17 protein-coding genes are annotated in these 17,938 nt (G+C 72.4%); 7 read left to right on the top strand and 10 right to left on the bottom strand.

The features are described 5' to 3' along the window. Positions 1 to 3: 3 nt before the first annotated feature. From ACE3QY_RS22520 to ACE3QY_RS22495, 6 genes are all read right to left on the bottom strand, one after another. Positions 4 to 1,017, bottom strand: a complete 1,014-nt coding sequence (locus ACE3QY_RS22520; protein WP_374458308.1) for an aldo/keto reductase — start codon at positions 1,015 to 1,017, stop codon at positions 4 to 6. A gap of 34 nt (positions 1,018 to 1,051) precedes the next feature. Beyond that, on the bottom strand, positions 1,052 to 1,426 hold the full coding sequence (locus ACE3QY_RS22515; RefSeq protein WP_374458307.1) for a MerR family transcriptional regulator: 375 nt from the start codon (positions 1,424 to 1,426) through the stop codon (positions 1,052 to 1,054). Between the two features lie 50 nt (positions 1,427 to 1,476). After that, positions 1,477 to 2,286: an NAD-dependent epimerase/dehydratase family protein gene (locus ACE3QY_RS22510; protein WP_374458306.1), complete on the bottom strand. Its 810-nt coding sequence runs from the start codon at positions 2,284 to 2,286 to the stop codon at positions 1,477 to 1,479. Positions 2,287 to 2,299: 13 nt separating this feature from the next. After that, complete coding sequence (locus ACE3QY_RS22505; protein WP_374458305.1) at positions 2,300 to 3,112, bottom strand: purine-nucleoside phosphorylase; 813 nt, start codon at positions 3,110 to 3,112, stop codon at positions 2,300 to 2,302. 19 nt (positions 3,113 to 3,131) lie between these two features. After that, positions 3,132 to 4,514, bottom strand: a complete 1,383-nt coding sequence (locus ACE3QY_RS22500) for a YncE family protein (protein WP_374458304.1) — start codon at positions 4,512 to 4,514, stop codon at positions 3,132 to 3,134. A gap of 173 nt (positions 4,515 to 4,687) precedes the next feature. After that, on the bottom strand, positions 4,688 to 5,140 hold the full coding sequence (locus ACE3QY_RS22495; RefSeq protein ID WP_310246538.1) for a gamma-glutamylcyclotransferase: 453 nt from the start codon (positions 5,138 to 5,140) through the stop codon (positions 4,688 to 4,690). Between the two features lie 66 nt (positions 5,141 to 5,206). Here ACE3QY_RS22495 and lpdA point away from each other — a divergent pair, with 66 nt between their 5' ends. Together lpdA and ACE3QY_RS22485 are read left to right on the top strand one after the other, a co-directional pair. Then, positions 5,207 to 6,610 carry a dihydrolipoyl dehydrogenase gene (gene lpdA / locus ACE3QY_RS22490; RefSeq protein ID WP_374458303.1) on the top strand — a complete coding sequence of 468 codons (1,404 nt, stop codon included), beginning with the start codon at positions 5,207 to 5,209 and terminating at the stop codon, positions 6,608 to 6,610. Positions 6,611 to 6,624: 14 nt separating this feature from the next. Further along, a complete protein-coding gene (locus ACE3QY_RS22485; RefSeq protein ID WP_374458302.1) occupies positions 6,625 to 8,016 on the top strand; it encodes an NAD(P)H-quinone dehydrogenase in 1,392 nt (463 codons plus the stop codon). A gap of 15 nt (positions 8,017 to 8,031) precedes the next feature. Here ACE3QY_RS22485 and ACE3QY_RS22480 read toward each other — a convergent pair whose 3' ends face one another. After that, complete coding sequence (locus ACE3QY_RS22480; RefSeq protein WP_374458301.1) at positions 8,032 to 8,394, bottom strand: hypothetical protein; 363 nt, start codon at positions 8,392 to 8,394, stop codon at positions 8,032 to 8,034. 58 nt (positions 8,395 to 8,452) lie between these two features. Between ACE3QY_RS22480 and ACE3QY_RS22475 the strand changes: the two genes are divergently transcribed. The 3 genes from ACE3QY_RS22475 to ACE3QY_RS22465 are packed head-to-tail and all read left to right on the top strand — an operon-like array spanning position 8,453 to position 11,466. After that, a complete protein-coding gene (locus tag ACE3QY_RS22475) occupies positions 8,453 to 9,673 on the top strand; it encodes a SpoIID/LytB domain-containing protein (protein ID WP_374458300.1) in 1,221 nt (406 codons plus the stop codon). After that, positions 9,670 to 10,596 carry an SGNH/GDSL hydrolase family protein gene (locus ACE3QY_RS22470; protein WP_374458299.1) on the top strand — a complete coding sequence of 309 codons (927 nt, stop codon included), beginning with the start codon at positions 9,670 to 9,672 and terminating at the stop codon, positions 10,594 to 10,596. Before ACE3QY_RS22475 ends, ACE3QY_RS22470 begins: the two co-directional genes overlap by 4 nt. 18 nt (positions 10,597 to 10,614) lie before the next feature. After that, positions 10,615 to 11,466 carry an alpha/beta fold hydrolase gene (locus tag ACE3QY_RS22465; protein ID WP_374458298.1) on the top strand — a complete coding sequence of 284 codons (852 nt, stop codon included), beginning with the start codon at positions 10,615 to 10,617 and terminating at the stop codon, positions 11,464 to 11,466. 1 nt (position 11,467) lies between these two features. Here the strand turns inward: ACE3QY_RS22465 and ACE3QY_RS22460 are convergent, their stop codons facing one another. Both ACE3QY_RS22460 and ACE3QY_RS22455 read right to left on the bottom strand, forming a co-directional pair. After that, entirely contained in the window at positions 11,468 to 14,854 is a 3,387-nt protein-coding gene (locus ACE3QY_RS22460; RefSeq protein ID WP_374458297.1) for a pyruvate carboxylase, read from the bottom strand. Positions 14,855 to 14,909: 55 nt separating this feature from the next. After that, positions 14,910 to 15,848, bottom strand: coding sequence for an NAD-dependent epimerase/dehydratase family protein (locus ACE3QY_RS22455; RefSeq protein ID WP_374458296.1), 939 nt, complete (start codon positions 15,846 to 15,848; stop codon positions 14,910 to 14,912). Between the two features lie 130 nt (positions 15,849 to 15,978). On the opposite strand from ACE3QY_RS22455, the gene ACE3QY_RS22450 reads away from it, so the two are divergent. Continuing rightward, positions 15,979 to 16,680 carry a TetR/AcrR family transcriptional regulator gene (locus ACE3QY_RS22450; RefSeq protein WP_374458295.1) on the top strand — a complete coding sequence of 234 codons (702 nt, stop codon included), beginning with the start codon at positions 15,979 to 15,981 and terminating at the stop codon, positions 16,678 to 16,680. After that, complete coding sequence (locus ACE3QY_RS22445) at positions 16,667 to 17,119, top strand: GtrA family protein (protein ID WP_374458294.1); 453 nt, start codon at positions 16,667 to 16,669, stop codon at positions 17,117 to 17,119. Before ACE3QY_RS22450 ends, ACE3QY_RS22445 begins: the two co-directional genes overlap by 14 nt. Before the next feature lie 3 nt (positions 17,120 to 17,122). On the opposite strand, the gene ACE3QY_RS22440 is transcribed toward ACE3QY_RS22445, so the two are convergent. Continuing rightward, positions 17,123 to 17,938: FAD-binding protein (locus tag ACE3QY_RS22440; protein WP_374458293.1), on the bottom strand; the 816-nt coding region annotated here is incomplete at its 5' end.

Below are 17,938 nucleotides of genomic sequence, written 5' to 3'. Positions count from 1 at the left end.
CGGTCAAGCGTCGATCGAGGCCATGTTGCCGTAGCGGTCGCCGACCACGGCGTCGCGCGGGACGGCCTGCTCCAGCGCGGCGAGGTCGTCGGAGGTGAGCTCGACGCCGAGGGCGCCGACGTTCTCCTCGAGGTACGTCACGCGCTTCGTGCCCGGGATGGGGGCGATGTCGTCGCCCTGGGCGAGCACCCAGGCCAGGGCGAGCTGGCCGGGCGTGCAGCCCTTCGTGGACGCGAGCTCGCGCACCTTCTCCACGAGCGCGAGGTTGGCGTCGAGCGCCTCGCCCTGGAAGCGGGGGAAGTACTCCGAGCGGCGGCGGTCAGCCTCGCCGTCGGCGCCTGCGTCGGCGCTGATCGCGCCGGTGAGCAGGCCACGGCCGAGCGGGGAGTAGGGCACCAGGCCGATGCCGAGCTCGCGGATCGTCGGGAGGATCTCGTCCTCGAGGTCGCGGGTGAACAGCGAGTACTCCGTCTGGAGCGCGGTGATCGGGTGGACCGCGTGGGCCTTGCGGATGGTGGCCGCCGACGCCTCGGACAGGCCGAGGTGGCGGACCTTGCCGGCCTCGACCAGTTCGGCCATCGTGCCGACGGTCTCCTCGATCGGCACCGACTTGTCGACGCGGTGCTGGTAGTAGAGGTCGATGTGGTCGACGCCGAGGCGCTGGAGCGAGTCGTCGCAGGCCTTGCGGACGTAGTCGGGGCGGCCGTTGATGCCGACCATGGTGCCGTCGGGGAGCCGCTCGTTGCCGAACTTGGTGGCGAGCTGGACCTCGTCGCGGCGTCCGGCGATGGCCTTGCCCACGAGCTGCTCGTTGGTGAACGGGCCGTACATGTCGGCGGTGTCGAGGAAGGTCACGCCGAGGTCGAGCGCGCGGTGGATGGTGTCGGTGCCGCCCTGCTCGTCGGGGGTGCCGTAGAACTCCGACATCCCCATGCAGCCGAGCCCGAGGGCGCTGACGGTGAGGGGGGAGGCGGTGCCGAGCGTGCGGTGCTGGATCGCGGGGTTCGGTGTGGTCATGTCCTCCACCCTTCGCCTTGGAGTGCGCTCGAAGTCAAGCCTCGGGTCCGACCTTCCCTTCGTAGAGCGCGATCTTGTAGTCGATGGCGCGCAGGTGCGAGGTGACCTCGGCCAGCTGGCGCTCGACGACCTCGCGGTGGGCGAGCAGCAGCGCGAGCCGCTCGGCCTCGTTGCCGTCGCCCTCGCGCACCAGGGCGGCGTAGCGGCGTACGTCGCGGATGGGCATGCCCGTGGAGCGGAGCCGGGTGACCATCTGGATCCACCGGAGGTCCTCGTCGGTGTAGCGGCGGTGGCCGGAGGACGCGCGCTCGACGGCGTGCAGCAGCAACCCGTCGCGCTCGTAGTAGCGCAGGGTGTGGGCGGTGAGCCCGGTCTGCTCGGCGGCCTCGGCGATGCTCAGGCTGGTCACCGCACCAGTCTCGGACTTGGAGTGCGCTCCAAGTCAAGCGTGGAGCAGGATCAGTCGCCGAGCGCGGGGCGGTGGAACTCCGCCGTGGCGAACGGGCCGCCGACGAACTCGGCCTCGACCGCGTCCTCGGGCCGGTCCTCGATCCGGTCGGCGAACTCCTCGGCGTCGTCCAGCGGCTCGTAGCCGAGCCGGCGACCGGGCTCGAGGTCCCACCAGCCGCGGGTGTTGGCGCTGATGCCGTAGAGCACCGCGAAGGCGGGGGCCGGCGTGGTGAGCGCGGCCTCGACCATGCGGACGCCGTCCTCGTACGACAGCCAGGTCGAGAGCGCGCGCACGGTGGTCGGCTCCTCCATGAACGACCCGATCCGGCAGGCGACCGCGTCGAGGCCGTGGCGGTCGGCGAAGAGCTGCATGAGCGCCTCGGCCGCGACCTTGGCGACGCCGTAGTAGGTGTCGGGCCGGGGGAGGGCGTGCTCGGTGAGCTCGCCCGCCGCGCGCGGCGTGCGGCCGACGGCGTGGTTGGAGGAGGCGTAGACCAGGCGGGGCACCCGGTGGGCGACCATCGCGTCCAGCAGCGCGGCCGTGGTGATCACGTGCGAGGTGAGCTCCCCGGGCAGCGAGACCTCTTCGGGCACACCGGCGAGGTGCACCACGGCGTCGAGCCTGCCCCCGGTGGACAGGGCCGCGAACACCGCCGCGACGGCGTCGGCGTCGGCGCAGTCGGCCTCGTGCCAGGCGAACGTCGACCCCTCGGGAGCGGGCACCAGGTCGAGCCCGACGACGTCGTGGCCGCGGTCGGCGAGGCCGACGGTGATGACGCGACCGAGGCTGCCGGCCGCCCCCGTGACGAGGACCCGCATCAGAGCACGCCCGTCAGATCCGCGAGACGACCTGGCTGAGCAGACCGCCCATCCGGCTCGCGGCCGCCTTGCCCGCCTCGAGGACCTCCTCGTGGTTGAGCGGCTCGCCGCTCAGGCCTGCGGCGAGGTTGGTGACGAGGCTGATGCCGAGGATCTCCATGCCGGCCTCGCGGGCGGCGATGGCCTCGAGCGTGGTGCTCATGCCGACCAGGTGGCCGCCCAGGATCCCGGCCATCCGCACCTCGGCCGGGGTCTCGTAGTGGGGGCCGGGGAACTGGACGTAGACGCCCTCGTCGAGCGTCTCGTCGACCTCCTTGCACAGCGCGCGCAGGCGCGGGCTGTAGAGGTCGGTCAGGTCGACGAAGTTCGCGCCGACGATCGGGCTGGTGCCGGTCAGGTTGATGTGGTCGGAGATCAGCACCGGCTGGCCGGGCTGCCAGCCCTGCTTGAGGCCGCCGCACCCGTTGGTGAGGACGATGGCGGAGCAGCCCGCGGCCGCGGCCGTGCGGATCGGGTGGACGACGGCGGCGACGCCCTTGCCCTCGTAGAAGTGGGTGCGGGAGAGGAACACCAGCAGGTTCTTGTCGCCACTGCGGATCGAGCGGATCTTGCCGCTGTGGCCGGCGACCGCGGCGGCGCTGAAGCCGGGCAGGTCGGTGGTGTCGATCTCGGCGGTCGCCTCGCCGAGGGCGTCGACGGCCGGCAGCCAGCCGGAGCCGAGCACCAGGGCGATGTCGTGGCGCTCCACGCCGGTCAGCTCGGCGAGGCGCTCCGCGGCGGATCCGGCGAGCTCGTACGGGGTCGGGGCGGGTGCGGCGTGGGTCACGCGCGGAACTCTAGACCGATCACCACCCGGCGACGACTTCCTCCCGGACCCAGCCGTGCCGCACCCGCTGCGGGTGGTCGCCCACCGCGAGGTAGGCCACCTCCCGTCGCCGGCGTACGTCGAGCACCGCGACCGCGTCGGACTCGCTGAGCGAGACCCAGCACGTCCCGCCGGGACCCTCGGTCGTCCAGTAGGGCTTGAGGTAGTCGTGGCCGGTGGTGGCCCGGTCGAAGATCCGTCGCCTCGTGGTGCGGGAGTCGACGAGGGCGGCGTAGTCGTCCATGGTGCCGGCGACGCAGAGGGTGCGGTCGTCGCCGCCCAGCGACAGCCCGTGATGGGCGGAGTCGTTGACGTACTGCTCGACGGGCATGGTGGGCACACGGTTGGGCAGCTGGACGACGCGGGTCACGGCGCCGCGGCGCGGCTCGGGCTTCCCGCCGGAGGTGTAGCCGACGGTGCCGTCGAGGTCGGGGGCTCGGGTGTCGAACTCGACGTAGCCGTGGAAGAAGGACACCTGGAACCAGAGGAACCGCTCGTCCGGTCCGAGCGCCATCGGGCGCACGGCCGAGCTCATGCCGGGGTAGCCCGCCTCGGCGAGCTCCTGGCCCATGTCCCAGCGCTGCAGGACGCGGAAGTCGCGGTCGCGCACGACCTGGAACCAGCGATCGCCCTTCACGACCTCCTCCGGCGCGGTGCCGCGGTCGCCGGGGGTGTAGACCCGCCCGATGGAGGCGTGGAAGATCCGGCGGCCGTCGTCGCTGTAGGCGTTCTCGTGCGGGGTCTCGCCCGACTCGAAGGTCCTGAGCCGGTCGCCCATCTCCGCGACGGAGCCGTCGGGCAGCCGCTGGCGGGTCATCGCGAACTCGATGACCTGGCGCGAGGTCGAGTCGCTGACCAGGAGCCGCCGGCCGTCGGGGGACAGGCCCATGTGGTCGGTGCGGTGCCCGTCCATGGGCTGCTCCCGGACGATCGACGTCGGGTCGCCGGCCGCGGCCTTGGCGACGTCGACCCACACCACGTCGGCCAGGCTCGGCCGAGAGACGGCGAGGTAGCGACCGTCACGGGTGGTGAACATGTCGTCGACGTACTGGTCGTGGCCCTCGCCGGGGCCCTGCTGGACCGCCAGGTAGAACGCCAGGCGCTCGGGGTCGGTGTGGATCGCGGCGAGCTCCGCGGCCTTGTCGGGCACCAGGTCGATGCCGCGCCTGAGCACCTCGAACGTGGCGGCATCGACGACGGTGGCGGTGCCGGCCCAGTTGTTGCCGACGAACATCACGCTCCGCCGGCCGTTCCCGAGCGGGTCCGCGGCGGGCGCCGCGGGGGCGGACGCGAGGGGGGCGACGAGGGCGACAACGAGGGCGACGGCGGTCGAGGCGAGGGCCAGTGCGGAGAGGCGGCGCATGTGGGTTCAACGCGCCAGCGGCGCCGAGGTCACTGGCGGAGGTCACTGTCGGCGGCCCGTGCACCTCGGCGACGACGCCCGCCGTTGACCCCTGCCCAACGGCGGACGCCGTGCACAGGGTTCAACGGACGAACGTGTGAGAGGTCACACTCCGGTCGGCCCGCGGGGGTCGGTCAGAGGCCGGTCGAGCGGCAGGCGCGACGGCGCAGCGCGGCGACGTAGTCCTCGGGTGCGCCGGCCGCGTCGGCCGCGTCGGCGAGCACGCCGAGGTAGGACGCCGACGGGAGGCCGCCCTCGTAGGCGTCGAGGACGTAGGTCCACACCACCATCTCGCCGGTCATGGTCTGCACCCGCACCTTGGTCTTGCGGTAGAGCCCGCTGTCGGCGGCCTCCCAGCCGTCGAGGGCGCGCTCGTCCTCCGGCGTGACGTCGTACACCGCGACGAAGACCTGCTCGAAGGGGTCCTGGACGAGGGTCGACAGGGCGCCGTCCCAGCCGTGCTCCTCGCCGCCGAAGGTCAGCCGCCAGCCCGTCAGCCAACCCGTTGACTGGAGGATCGAGTGCGGGCAGCGCTCACTCATCCGGGCGGGATCGAGGTTCGTCCCGTAGGCGGCGTAGAGCGTCACGGGCCACAGGATACTGAGGCGCGGTCCCGGTGTGCCCGCCTCACGCCGGACAACTAGGCTGGCCCCGTGACCGACACGCACTTCGACACCCTCGTCCTCGGCGCCGGCCCCGGTGGCTACGTCGCCGCCATCCGCGCAGCCCAGCTCGGCCAGAAGGTGGCCGTGGTGGAGGAGAAGTACTGGGGAGGTGTCTGCCTCAACGTCGGCTGCATCCCCTCCAAGGCGCTGCTGAAGAACGCCGAGCTCGCGCACACGCTCCAGCACGAGAAGGCGAAATTCGGCATCGAGGGCGACGCCACCATGGCGTTCGGCCCGACGCACAAGCGCAGCCGCGACGTGAGCGCCGGCATCGTCAAGGGCGTCCACTTCCTGATGAAGAAGAACAAGATCACCGAGATCGACGGCTGGGGCACCCTCGCGGGCCGCAACGACGTCGACGTGAAGGACAAGGACGGGCAGACCACCCGCTACACCTTCGACAACCTGATCATCGCCGCCGGCGCGAAGGTGCGCCTGGTGCCCGGCGTCGAGCTGAGCGAGAACGTCGTCACCTACGAGGAGCAGATCCTCACCGACCAGCTCCCGAGCTCGATCGTCATCGGCGGCTCCGGCGCGATCGGCGTCGAGTTCGCCTACGTGATGGCCAACTTCGGCGTCGACGTCACGATCGTGGAGTTCCTCGACCGGATGGTCCCGACCGAGGACGCCGACATCTCCAAGGAGCTCGCCAAGCACTACAAGAAGCTGGGCGTGAAGGTGCTCACCTCCACCGCCGTGAAGGGTGTCGAGGACACCGGCTCCGGCGTCAAGGTCACCGTCGCCCCGGCTGCCGGTGGCGACGAGCAGGTGCTCGAGGCCGACAAGTTCCTGGCCGCCTTCGGCTTCGCCCCGCGCATCGACGGCTACGGCCTGGAGAACGTCGGCGTCGCCGTCTCCGACCGCGGCGCGATCGAGATCGACGACTACATGCGCACCAACGTCCCCGGCGTGTACGCCATCGGCGACTGCACCGGCAAGATGATGCTCGCCCACGTCGCCGAGGCCATGGGCATCGTCGCCGCCGAGACCATCAACGGCGCCGAGACCATGCCGATCGACTACGACATGATCCCGCGCGCGACCTACTGCATGCCGCAGATCGGCTCCTTCGGCTACAGCGAGGCACAGGCCAAGGAGAAGGGCTACGACGTCAAGACCGCGTCGTTCCCCTTCACCGCCAACGGCAAGGCGATGGGCCTCGGCGAGGCCGTCGGCTTCGTCAAGGTCGTGGCCGACGCCGAGCACAACGAGATCATCGGTGCCCACATGATCGGCCCCGACGTGACCGAGCTGCTGCCGGTGCTCACGCTCGCCCAGAAGTGGGACCTCACCGCCGACGAGGTCGGCCGCAACGTGTTCGCGCACCCGACGCTGACCGAGGCGGTCAAGGAGGCCATCCACGGCATCTCCGGCCACATGATCAACCTCTGACGGGCCGGTCCCACATGCCTGATCACATCGTCATCGTCGGCGGCGGGCCGGGCGGCTACGAGGCCGCCCACGTCGCCGCGCAGCTCGGCGCCGAGGTCACCGTCGTCGACACCGACGGTGTGGGCGGCTCGGCGGTCCTCACCGACTGCGTGCCCAGCAAGACGCTGATCGCCACCTCGGAGCTGATGACCGACATGGCGGCCGCGCAGGAGCTGGGGGTCAACTTCCGCGACCACGAGGGCGACGCCGCCACCTCGATCGTGGTCGACCTGGCCCGCGTCAACGCGCGCGTGAAGCAGCTCGCGGCCGACCAGTCGTCCGACATCGCCGCCCGCCTGGACCGCGACGGCGTACGTGTCGTGAAGGGGCGTGGCCGCCTCGGTCCCGACCTCACCGTCGTCGCCACCACCGACGCGGGCGAGGAGACGCTGCAGGCCGACGCGATCATCGTCGCGACCGGCGCCGCGCCGCGCACCCTGCCCGACGCCCAGCCCGACGGTGAGCGGATCCTGACCTGGGAGCAGGTCTACGACCTGACCGAGGTGCCGGAGAAGCTGATCGTGGTCGGGTCCGGTGTGACGGGCGCGGAGTTCGCCAGCGCCTACCTCTCGCTCGGCATCGACGTCACGCTCGTCAGCAGCCGTGACCGGGTGCTGCCCGGCGAGGACGCCGATGCCGCGACGGTGCTCGAGGAGGTGCTCACGCGGCGCGGCATGCACGTGCTCGGGAAGTCGCGCATGCAGTCGGTGGCCCGTGACGGCGACGAGGTGACGGTCACGCTGACCGACGGCCGCACGGTCACCGGGAGCCACTGCATCCTCGCCCTCGGCTCGGTCCCCAACACCGCCGAGCTGGGCCTCGAGGAGGCCGGGGTGGCCACCGACGAGGGCGGCTTCATCACCGTCGACCGCGTCTCGCGCACCACCGCGCGCGGCATCTACGCCGCCGGTGACTGCACCGGGGTGCTGATGCTCGCCTCGGTCGCCGCGATGCAGGGCCGGATCGCGATGTGGCACTTCCTCGGCGACGCGGTCGCGCCGCTGGACCTCAAGAAGGTCTCCTCCAACGTCTTCACCTCGCCCGAGATCGCCACGGTCGGCTGGTCGCAGAAGGCGGTCGACGCCGGCGAGATCAGCGCCGAGGTCGTCACCCTCCCGCTGGCCGGCAACGCCCGGGCCAAGATGCAGGGCGTCCGCGACGGCTTCGTGAAGCTCTTCTGCCGGCCCGGCACCGGGATCGTGGTCGGGGGAGTGGTCGTGGCGCCGCGCGCCTCCGAGCTGATCCACCCGGTCTCCATCGCGGTCGCCGAGTCGCTGACCGCCGACCAGCTGGCGCAGGCCTTCACGGTCTACCCGTCGATGAGCGGCTCGGTGGCCGAGGCCGCCCGTCGCCTGCACCGCGTCTGAGCCGAGCCGCGTCGGTCAGATGCCGAGGCCGCCGCGACCGGCGTCGGCGCCGCCCATGGCCTGGTTGAGGTAGGCCTGGGACAGGTTCTGCTGGCCGTGGACCCCGTGGCTGCTCGCCCTGGACAGCTGGGCGCCTGCGTCGATGGCGCCGTCGATCCCGGCCGCGAGGTGCCACGGCACCCAGCGGTCGCCGGCCCGCACCATCCGCACCAGCGGCGCCTCGTCGTCGGCGAGCCGCTGGGCGTCGGCGGCGCAGACGGCGACGGTGCGCGGGGTCCCGCCAACGGGCGTCGGCGACGACCTGCTCGACCGCGACGACGTCCTCGACGGTCCCGCTCGCGGCGAGGAGATGCTTGGCGGTCGGGGTCCGGGTGTCACGGACCGCCTGTACGCTCGGTGGTTCTGCTTCGTCGATCCTCGGGGGAGATCCACCGCCATGACCCGTTCCCGCATCCTGCTCGCGCTCGTGCTGAGCGCGCTGCTGCTGCCGGTGCTGCCTGCGGGCGCCGCCGAGCCGCGCGCGAAGGTCGAGACGTGGGCAACGCCGGGGTCCACCGCGATCACGATCACCGGCCACGGCTTCGGTCACGGCCACGGCCTGTCCCAGTACGGCGCCCAGGGGGCCGCGCTGCAGGGGCTGACCTGGCAGCAGATCGACGAGTTCTACTACCCCGGCACCGCGTGGGGCCGCATCGGGGGCAAGATCCGCGTGCTGATCACGGCCGACACCGGACGTGACGTCCAGGTGGTGGCCCAGCGCGGCCTCAAGGTCACCAGCCTGAAGCGGCACCGCTCCTGGCGGGTCCCGCCGATCGCTGCCCGCAAGTGGCGACTCGTGGCCAAGGGAGCGGACACGCTGGTCCAGCGCACCTCGGGTTCGCGCTGGCGGACGTGGAAGAAGGTGCCCGGCGAGGCCGAGTTCTCCTCGGTCAGCGGCCTGCTGACTCTCGTCGTGCCCGGCGGGCGCCACGACTACCGCGGCACCCTGCAGTCGGTCGCCCCCCGCGCCGGCGCGAAGCGACAGACGGTCAACCGGCTCTCGCTGGAGGCATACCTCCGCGGTGTCGTGCCCCGGGAGGTGCCGCCGCTGTGGGAGCCCGCCGCGGTCAGCGCCCAGTCCGTGGCCGCCCGCACCTATGCCGCCTTCGAGCGCTCGCACCCCGCCGCGCCGCACTACGACCTCTGCGACACCACGCAGTGCCAGGTCTACGGCGGTGCCGACGACGAGCACCCGGCCGCCGACGCCGCGATCAGGGCGACCGCCAAGCAGGGCCTCCTCTACGACGGCCGTCCCGCGTTCACGCAGTTCTCCGCCAGCAACGGCGGCTTCTCGGCCGCCGGCTCGATGCCCTACCTCGTCGCGCAGGCCGACCCCTACGACGGCGTCGCCAACCCGACGTACTCGACGTGGACGAAGACGGTCGACGACACCCAGGTCGAGAAGCACTGGCCGGCCATCGGCGACCTGACCTCCATCGAGGTCACCACCCGCGACGGCAACGGCGAGTGGGGCGGCCGGGTCACCGACATGGCGTTCATCGGCTCGACCGGCACGGCCCGCGTCGACGGCGACACCGTGCGCTCCGTCCTCGGGCTCAGCTCCGACTGGTTCACCTTCTCGGTCGTGCCGCGGCAGAAGGGGCCTGCGCGACAGTGAGGTGGGGTGTCCTCCTGGCGGCCCTGGCCCTGGCCGCCACCGGGTGCGAGGGCGGGCAGGCCGCCGACGGCGACCTCGACCTGCCCGACCCCGTCGTCGAGACCGAGGTGACGACCGACATCGACTACGTCGCGCTCGGTGACTCGTTCTCGGCCGGCCCGTTCATCGGCACCATGCGGACCGACCCCACGGGCTGCGCGCGCTCGCGCGACAACTACCCGGCCTTCCTCGCCGACTGGCTCGACGTCGCCACCTACACCGACGTGTCCTGCTCGGCGGCCACCACCGCCGACCTCTACGAGCGGATGCGGATGTTCGACGGCAAGACCACGCGGCCCCAGCTCGATGCGGTCTCCGCCGACACCGACCTGGTCACGATCGGGATCGGCGGCAACGACTTCGGCATCTACGACTCGCTCATCCGGTGCCAAGACGGCACCCTGGCGACCTGTCCGGTCGCCGACCTCGAGGCCGACGCCCGCAAGGTCGCCGACCGCGTGGAGCAGGCCGTCCGCCGGATCCTGAAGCGGGCGCCCGAGGCGACCGTCTACGTCGTCGGCTACCCCGACATCCTCCCGACCGAGGGCACCTGCGCGGCGGTGGGTGCCTCCCCGGCGGTGCTGGGTCCGGTCACCCGGGTCGCCGGGCTGCTCAACGACTCGCTCCAGGAGGGGGCCACGGCGGCAGGAGCGACGTACGTCGACATGGAGGCGGTCTCGGAGGGCCACGACGTGTGCGCCAAGGGCCGGGCGTGGGTCAACGGCCCGCGGTTCCGCGCCGGGATCGCCGCGCCGTTCCACCCCAAGATCAACGGCATGCGCGCCGTGGCCGCCGAAGTGTTCCGTGAGATCACCGGCGAGGCGCCCGAGCTCAGCGAGTACGCCGAGCCCGATCCCGACGCCGTGGTGCTCAACCGGCCCTGAGCGGAGCACACTGGGCCCATGAGGGCCTGGCCGGGCGTGCTGGCGGTGGCCGTGCTGGCCGCGGGGTGCGCCTCCGGCGAGCCCGGCGGCGCCGATCCGCCCGCAGCAGAGAGCGCCGAGAGCCCGTCGCCCACCTCCGAGCCCCGGCTGCACCTCGACTGCGCGGGCGAGGGAGGACCCGCGATCGTGCTGATCGCCGGCCTGGGCACGTCGGGCGACACCTTCGCCGACCTCCGGCGCCGGCTCGAGGAGGGCACCACGGCGTGCTTCTACGACCGGGCCGGGATCGGGTCGAGCCCGCCTCTGGCGGAGGACGACCCCGACCCGTCACCCGGCTCGGCTGCGGCGGACCTCCGCGAGACGCTGGCGGCTGCCGACGTGACGCCGCCCTACGTCGTGCTCGGCTGGTCCTACGGCGGGCTGGTCGCCCAGGCCTACACGAAGAACTTCCCCGACGAGGTCGCCGGCCTGGTGCTCGAGGACTCCTCGGTGCGCGGGCAGTTCGGCACCGGCGCACCACTGCACGACGCGAGGTTCGCGTGGAAGGAGGGCGGCCGCGACATCGACGAGGAGGCCGTCCGCGAGCAGCTGGCCGGCCTCGACCTCGGCGACCTCCCCGTCGCGGTGCTGAGCCAGGACGGCGGCGGGATGTGGATGGGGCCGTGGTACCAGGCGCACGATCGGCTCGCCCGCGCCACGTTCGACGGGATCCACGCGATCGGGCTCGGCTCCGGGCACGCCATGCACGAGGACGTGCCGGGCTTCGTCGCCCGCGCGGTGCAGGCCGTCTGGTCGGCGGCCGCCGCCGGCACCGACCTGCCCCCGTGCCGCGCGGTCTTCGCGACCGCCGGCGCAAGGTGCCGAGTCTGACCTAGCCGATCACCAGCACCAGGTCGCCGCCCTCGGCGGCCTTGGTGGAGGGGATGGCCAGGCGCTGGACCGTGCCGGAGACCGGGGCGGTGATGGAGGCCTCCATCTTCATCGCCTCGATGGTCGCCACGGTCTGGCCGGCCTCGACCGCGTCGCCCTCCGCGACGGTCACGGTCACCGCGCCGTCGTAGGGCGCCGCGACATGACCCGGCGTCTTCGGGTCGGCCTTCTCGGCGGAGGCGACGTCGGCGGAGATGCTGCGGTCGCGGACCTGCACGGGGCGCAGCTGGCCGTCGACGGTCGCCATCACGGTGCGGATGCCGCGCTCGTCGGGGTCGCTGATCGCCTCGAGCCCGAAGAGCATCTCGCGGCCCTCGCGGACCCGGACGCGGTGCTCCTCGCCACGGCGCAGGCCGTAGAGGTAGTCGATGGTCGAGACCCCGGCAAGGTCGCCGTACGTGTCCCGGGACTCGTGGAACGCGGCCGTCGGGCCGGGGAAGAGCAGCTCGTTGAGGGTCGCCCTCCGGTCGGAGGCCAGGCTGGCCTGCTGCTCCTCGGTGAGTGCCTCGGCCGGCTGCTTCCAGGTCTTCCCGGCGAGCGCCTTGCTGCGGAAGGGCTCGGGCCAGCCGCCGGGCGGGTCGCCCAGCTCGCCGTTGAGGAAGCCGATCACCGAGTCCGGGACGTCGTACGACGCCGGGTCGGCCTCGAACTCGCTCGGATCGGCGTTGGCGGCGACCAGGGCGAGCGCGAGGTCGCCGACGACCTTGGACGACGGCGTCACCTTCACGACGTTGCCGAGGATGTCGTTGGCGGCGGCGTACATGTCCTCGACCTGCTCGAACCTCTCACCGAGGCCGAGCGCGATCGCCTGCTGGCGCAGGTTGGAGAGCTGGCCGCCGGGGATCTCGTGGCGGTAGACGCGACCGGTGGGTGCGGGCAGGCCCGACTCGAACGGCGCGTAGACGCGGCGCACGGCCTCCCAGTAGGGCTCGATCGCGTTGACCGCGGCGAGCGAGAGACCGGTCTCGCGCTCGGAGTGGTCGGTCGCGGAGACGAGCGCGGACAGCGCCGGCTGCGACGTGCCGCCCGCCATGGAGGCGGAGGCGGCGTCGACCGCGTCCACCCCGGCGTCGATCGCCGCGAGCAACGTGGCGAGCTGGCCGCCGGGGGTGTCGTGGGTGTGGAGGTGCACGGGCAGGTCGAACCGCTCGCGCAGCGCCGTGACGAGGGTGCGCGCGGCGGGGGCGCGGAGCAGCCCGGCCATGTCCTTGATGGCCAGCACGTGGGCGCCGGCCTCGACGATCTGGTCGGCGAGGTGGAGGTAGTAGTCGAGCGTGTAGAGGTTCTCGCCCGGCGAGGACAGGTCGCCGGTGTAGCAGAGCGCGACCTCGGCGACGGACGTGTCGGTGGCGCGCACCGCGTCGATGGCCGGGCGCATCTGGGAGACGTCGTTGAGGGCGTCGAAGATGCGGAAGACGTCGATGCCGGTCTCGGCCGCCTCCTGGACGAAGGCCTCGGTGACCTCGGTCGGGTAGGGCGTGTAGCCGACGGTGTTGCGGCCGCGGAGCAGCATCTGCAGGCCGATGTTGGGGATCGCCTCGCGCAGGGCGGCCAGGCGCTCCCACGGGTCCTCGTTGAGGAAGCGCAGCGCGACGTCGTACGTCGCCCCGCCCCAGCACTCCACGGACCACAGCTGCGGCGTCGTCCGGGCGACGTGGTCGGCGACCGCGAGCAGGTCGCGGGTGCGGACGCGGGTGGCGAGCAGCGACTGGTGGGCGTCGCGGAACGTGGTCTCGGTGACCGCGACGCTCGTCTGTGCGCGCAGCCGGCGGGCGAACTCCTCGGGCCCGATCTCGCGCAGCAGCTGGCGGGTGCCGTCGGGCACGGGCTGCGAGCGGTCGAGCTGGGGGAGCTTGCTGACCGGGGTCACCGTGACCGGGGCGGCGCCGTGCGGCTGGTTGACGGTGACGTCGGCGAGGAACTCCAGCAGCCGGGTGGCGCGGTCGCCGCCCACCTGGGCCTTGAGCAGCTGCGGGTGGTCCTCGATGAACGACGTGGTGACGGCGCCGGCCGCGAAGTCGGTGTCGGCGAGCACGGCCTGCAGGAAGCCGACGTTGGTCGAGACGCCGCGGATGCGGAACTCCAGCAGCGCGCGGCGCGCCTTCTGCACCGCGGCCTCGAACGTGCGGCCGCGACAGGTGAGCTTGGCCAGCATCGAGTCGAAGTGCGGGCTGATCTCGGCGCCGGTGTAGGTCGTGCCGCCGTCGAGGCGGACGCCCGGACCGCCGGGGGAGCGGTACATCGTGATCTTGCCGGTGTCGGGCCGGAACCCGTTGGCCGGGTCCTCGGTGGTGATGCGGCACTGGAGCGCGAAGCCGCGCGGGGCGACCGAGTCCTGGGTGAGCTCGAGGTCGGCGAGCGTGGCGCCCGCGGCGATGCGCATCTGCGACTGGACGAGGTCGACGCCGGTGACCTCCTCGGTCACGGTGTGCTCGACCTGGATGCGGGGGTTCATCTCGATGAAGACGTACTTGCCCGACGGGTCGAGGAGGAACTCCACGGTGCCGGCGTTCTTGTAGTCGATCTCGCGGGCGAAGCGCACAGCGTCGGCGCAGATGCGGTCGCGGAGCTCTGGGTCGAGGTTGGGCGCCGGGGCGATCTCGACGACCTTCTGGTGGCGGCGCTGCACCGAGCAGTCGCGCTCGTAGAGGTGGATCACGCCCTCGTCGGACCCCGTGCCGTCGGAGAGGATCTGCACCTCGATGTGGCGCGGGTCGACGACGGCCTGCTCGATGAACACGGTCGGGTCGCCGAAGGCGCCCTCCGCCTCGCGCATGCAGGTCTCGATCGCCTCGCGCAGGTCGGCACGGTCGTCGACGCGACGCATGCCGCGGCCGCCGCCACCGGCGACGGCCTTCACGAAGAGCGGCGCCTCGATCGACTCGGCTGCCGCGAGGAGCTCGTCGACGTCCGTCGACGGCGGCACGGACTCCAGCACCGGCACGCCCGCCGCCTTGGCGGCAGCGATCGCCCGCGCCTTGTTGCCCGTCAGGGTGAGCACCTCGGCGCTGGGACCGATGAACGTGATGCCGGCCGCGGCGCACGCCTCGGCGAGCGCGGGGTTCTCCGAGAGGAAGCCGTAGCCGGGGTAGACGGCGTCGGCACCGCAGTCGACGGCGACCTTCACGATCGCCTCCGGGTCGAGGTAGGCCCGGACCGGGTGGCCGACCTCGCCGATCTGGTAGGCCTCCTCGGCCTTCATCCGGTGCTCGGACCAGCGGTCCTCGTGGGGGAAGACGGCCACCGTGCGCGCACCGATCTCGCGCGCGGCACGGAAGGCCCGGACTGCGATCTCGCCGCGGTTGGCGACGAGCACCTTGGAGAACATGGGCCGCAACCTATCGAGTGACGCGTGTGACCTGGGTTACTCGTCCGTACGCCGGTCACGCAGCGGCGTCCTCCTGGGCTCGCCACCAGGCGACCGTCTCGGCGAGCCCGTCTGCCAGCGGCGTCGGGGAGAGGCCGAGGCGCTGCTCGCTGGCGCTCGAGTCCAGCACGAAGGGCGCCGTGAACATGTACGACGTCTCGCCGAGCTCGCGCATCTCCCGGGAGACCACGCCCGAGGCGCGCAGCACCCACTGCGGGATCGACGACACCTTCGGCACACGCACGCCGGCCGCCTCTGCGGTCAGCTCCACCAGCCGGCGCTGCGTGACGGCGGCTGGGGTGGGGGCGTGGAGGAAGGAGTTCCACAGGTCCTCGCGGGCGGCCGCGGCGATCATGGCCGCGGCCAGGTCGGGGACGTAGGTGAACGAGTGCGGCTGGTCGGCGCTGCCGAGCACCCGCATGGTGCGCCCGGCCAGCACGGTGGGGACCATCCGCTCCCCGGCGTGCGCGTTGCGGACCATCGGACCGTAGAAGTCGGACGCCGCGATGCTGACGGTCGGGGTGGAGGACGCGTCGCGCTGGGCGAGCAGGTCCGTGCGGACACCGAGCTTTCCCGTGGTGGCCGCGCGCGGCAGGTCCTCGGTGATGGGCCGGTCCACCGGGCCGTAGGAGTAGAGGCTCTCGGGGAACGTGACGACGGCGCCGGCGCGACCGGCGGCCTCGAGGACCACGCGCTCGGCGGCCGGCAGCTCGGCGCGCCAGACCCGGGCGTCGTACGCCGAGCCGTGGATGCAGTGGTGGACGGCGACCGCACCGGCGAACGCCTCGTCGAGGTGGTCGGGCCGCGAGACGTCGACGCGTCGGCGCTCGATGAGCGCGTGCTCGGGACCGCTTCCCGAGCGGGTCAGCAGGCGGACCTGCTCACCGGCGCCGGCGAGCTGGAGGGCGACGGTCGAGCCGACGGGACCGGCTCCGGTGACGACGTGGACGGACATGGGGACTCCTGGTCTGGGTAGAAGGGAGAGCAGTGCTCTCTTTTCGACCAGCATGCCCCGCTGCATCCCGGAAAGCAAGAGCAGTGCTCACATTTGTCACGCATGCTTCCTGATGTGGCACACTGGTCGCATGGGAGAGGCCTCGACGCCGCGCAGCCGCGCACGTGAGCAGACGATGCGCGACATCGTGCGGATCGGCCGGGCCCACCTCGCCACCGAGGGTGCGGCCGCCCTGTCGCTGCGCGCGGTCGCGCGCGACCTCGGTGTCGTGTCGTCCGCGGTCTACCGCTACGTCGAGAACCGCGACGAGCTGCTGACCCTGCTCGTCGTCGACGGCTACGACGAGCTCGGCGACGCCGTCGACGCCGCCCTCGCCGCGGTCGACCGGGGCGACCACGGCCGGCGGATGGTGGCGATCGGCCGCGCGGTCCGGGAGTGGGCGCTCGCCGAGCCCGCGACGTACGCCCTGCTCTTCGGCAGCCCGGTGCCCGGCTACGAGGCCCCCGCCGAGCGCACGACCGAGCCCGGCACGCGGGTGATCCGCCGCCTGGTCGAGGTGTGGGAGGACGCCTGGGTCGCGGGCGAGGTGTCCACGCCCGACGACGCCGTCGGCCCGCGCCGGCTGGCGCGCGACCTGGCCCGGATCCGTCGCGACCTCGGCATCACCGCTCCCGACGCGCTGATCGCCCGCGGCATGCTCGCGTGGGCCGCGCTCTTCGGGTGCGTCAGCTTCGAGGTGTTCGGGCAGTACGGCGCCGACACCTTCTCCGACCCGAAGGACATCTTCGAGCACCACCTGGTGGCGCTGGTGCAGGCCGTTGGCCTCCGGTAGCGCGCGGCTGGCGCGCTGGCGGGCGACCTTCCTGCAGCTCGTCGTCTTCGCCAGCGTGGGCGCTGCGTTCAACGTGGTCTACGGGCTGCTCTACCTCGTCCTCCGCGAGCAGCTCAGCGCGCAGCCGGCGAACGCCCTCGCGCTCATCCTGTCGACGATCGCCGGGACGTTCGGGCACCGCTACGTCACCTTCGGGGTCCGAGGCACGGACCGCACCGTGCAGCACCAGGCGCTCGGGCTCGCGCTGCTGGGCTTCAGCCTGGCCGTGACGGCCGGCTCCCTGTGGCTGCTCGACGCCACCGTCGCCCGGCCGTCGCGCCTCCAGGAGCTGGTGGTCCTGATTGCGGCCAACCTGGGCACGGGGTTGGTGCGGTTCTTCACCTTCCGGGTGGCGATGGTCGGCCGACGGAGCGCGGTGGAGACCGACCCGGTCAGGTAGCGCTCAGCGGGCCAGCGCCCGGCCGACGGCGCGGCCGGAGAAGATGCAGCCGCCGAGGAAGGTGCCCTCGAGGGCGTTGTAGCCGTGCACGCCACCACCGCCGAAGCCGGCGACCTCGCCCGCGGCGTACAGGCCCGGGATCGGTGAGCCGTCGGCGGCGACGCACTGGCCGTCGAGGTTGGTCTCGAGCCCGCCGAGCGTCTTGCGGGACAGGATGTTGAGGCGTACGGCGATGAGCGGGCCGTGCGCCGGGTCGAGCACCTTGTGCGGCTTGGCGACCCGGATCAGCTTGTCGGTGCGGCTGCGGCGCGCGTTGTGGATCGCCATCACCTGGATGTCCTTGGAGAAGGAGTTGTCCATCTCGCGGTCGCGCGCGCTGATCTGGGTGCGCAGGTCGTCGACGTCGAGCTTCGGGCCGCGCGCCAGCTCGTTCATCCCCTCGACCAGGGTGTCGAGGTCGTCGGCCACCACGAAGTCGACGCCGTGCTCCTTGAACGCCTCGACCGGGCCGGGGGCGCCCTTGGCGAGCCGGCTCTGGGCGAGGAACTTGAGGTCCTTGCCGGTGATGTCGGGGTTCTGCTCGGAGCCGGAGAGGGCGAACTCCTTCTCGATGATCGACTGCGTGAGTACGAACCACGAGTAGTCGTGGCCGGTGGCGAGGATCTGCTTCATCGCGCCGATCGAGTCCGCGCCGGGGACGCCGGACATGCCCTCGAGGCGCTTGCCGGTCGCGTCGAACCACATCGACGACGGGCCGGGCAGGATGCGGATCGCGTGGTCGGGCCAGACCGGGTCCCAGTTGTGGATGCCCTCGACGTA

This window comes from Nocardioides sp. (assembly GCF_041913365.1).
Taxonomy (GTDB): Bacteria; Actinomycetota; Actinomycetes; order Propionibacteriales; family Nocardioidaceae; genus Nocardioides.
The sequence above is the reverse complement of the archived record's forward strand: the minus strand, read 5'-3'. Positions and strand labels throughout refer to the sequence as shown.

Excerpts from the sequence above, each read along its gene's own strand:
- ACE3QY_RS22460 (WP_374458297.1), bottom strand. The coding sequence starts at position 14,854 with ATGTTCTCCAAGGTGCTCGTCGCCAACCGCGGCGAGATCGCAGTCCGG.
- ACE3QY_RS22450 (WP_374458295.1), top strand. The coding sequence starts at position 15,979 with ATGGGAGAGGCCTCGACGCCGCGCAGCCGCGCACGTGAGCAGACGATG.
- ACE3QY_RS22485 (WP_374458302.1), top strand. The coding sequence starts at position 6,625 with ATGCCTGATCACATCGTCATCGTCGGCGGCGGGCCGGGCGGCTACGAG.
- ACE3QY_RS22520 (WP_374458308.1), bottom strand. The coding sequence starts at position 1,017 with ATGACCACACCGAACCCCGCGATCCAGCACCGCACGCTCGGCACCGCC.
- ACE3QY_RS22465 (WP_374458298.1), top strand. The coding sequence starts at position 10,615 with ATGAGGGCCTGGCCGGGCGTGCTGGCGGTGGCCGTGCTGGCCGCGGGG.
- ACE3QY_RS22475 (WP_374458300.1), top strand. The coding sequence starts at position 8,453 with ATGACCCGTTCCCGCATCCTGCTCGCGCTCGTGCTGAGCGCGCTGCTG.
- ACE3QY_RS22510 (WP_374458306.1), bottom strand. The coding sequence starts at position 2,286 with ATGCGGGTCCTCGTCACGGGGGCGGCCGGCAGCCTCGGTCGCGTCATC.
- ACE3QY_RS22500 (WP_374458304.1), bottom strand. The coding sequence starts at position 4,514 with ATGCGCCGCCTCTCCGCACTGGCCCTCGCCTCGACCGCCGTCGCCCTC.
- ACE3QY_RS22455 (WP_374458296.1), bottom strand. The coding sequence starts at position 15,848 with ATGTCCGTCCACGTCGTCACCGGAGCCGGTCCCGTCGGCTCGACCGTC.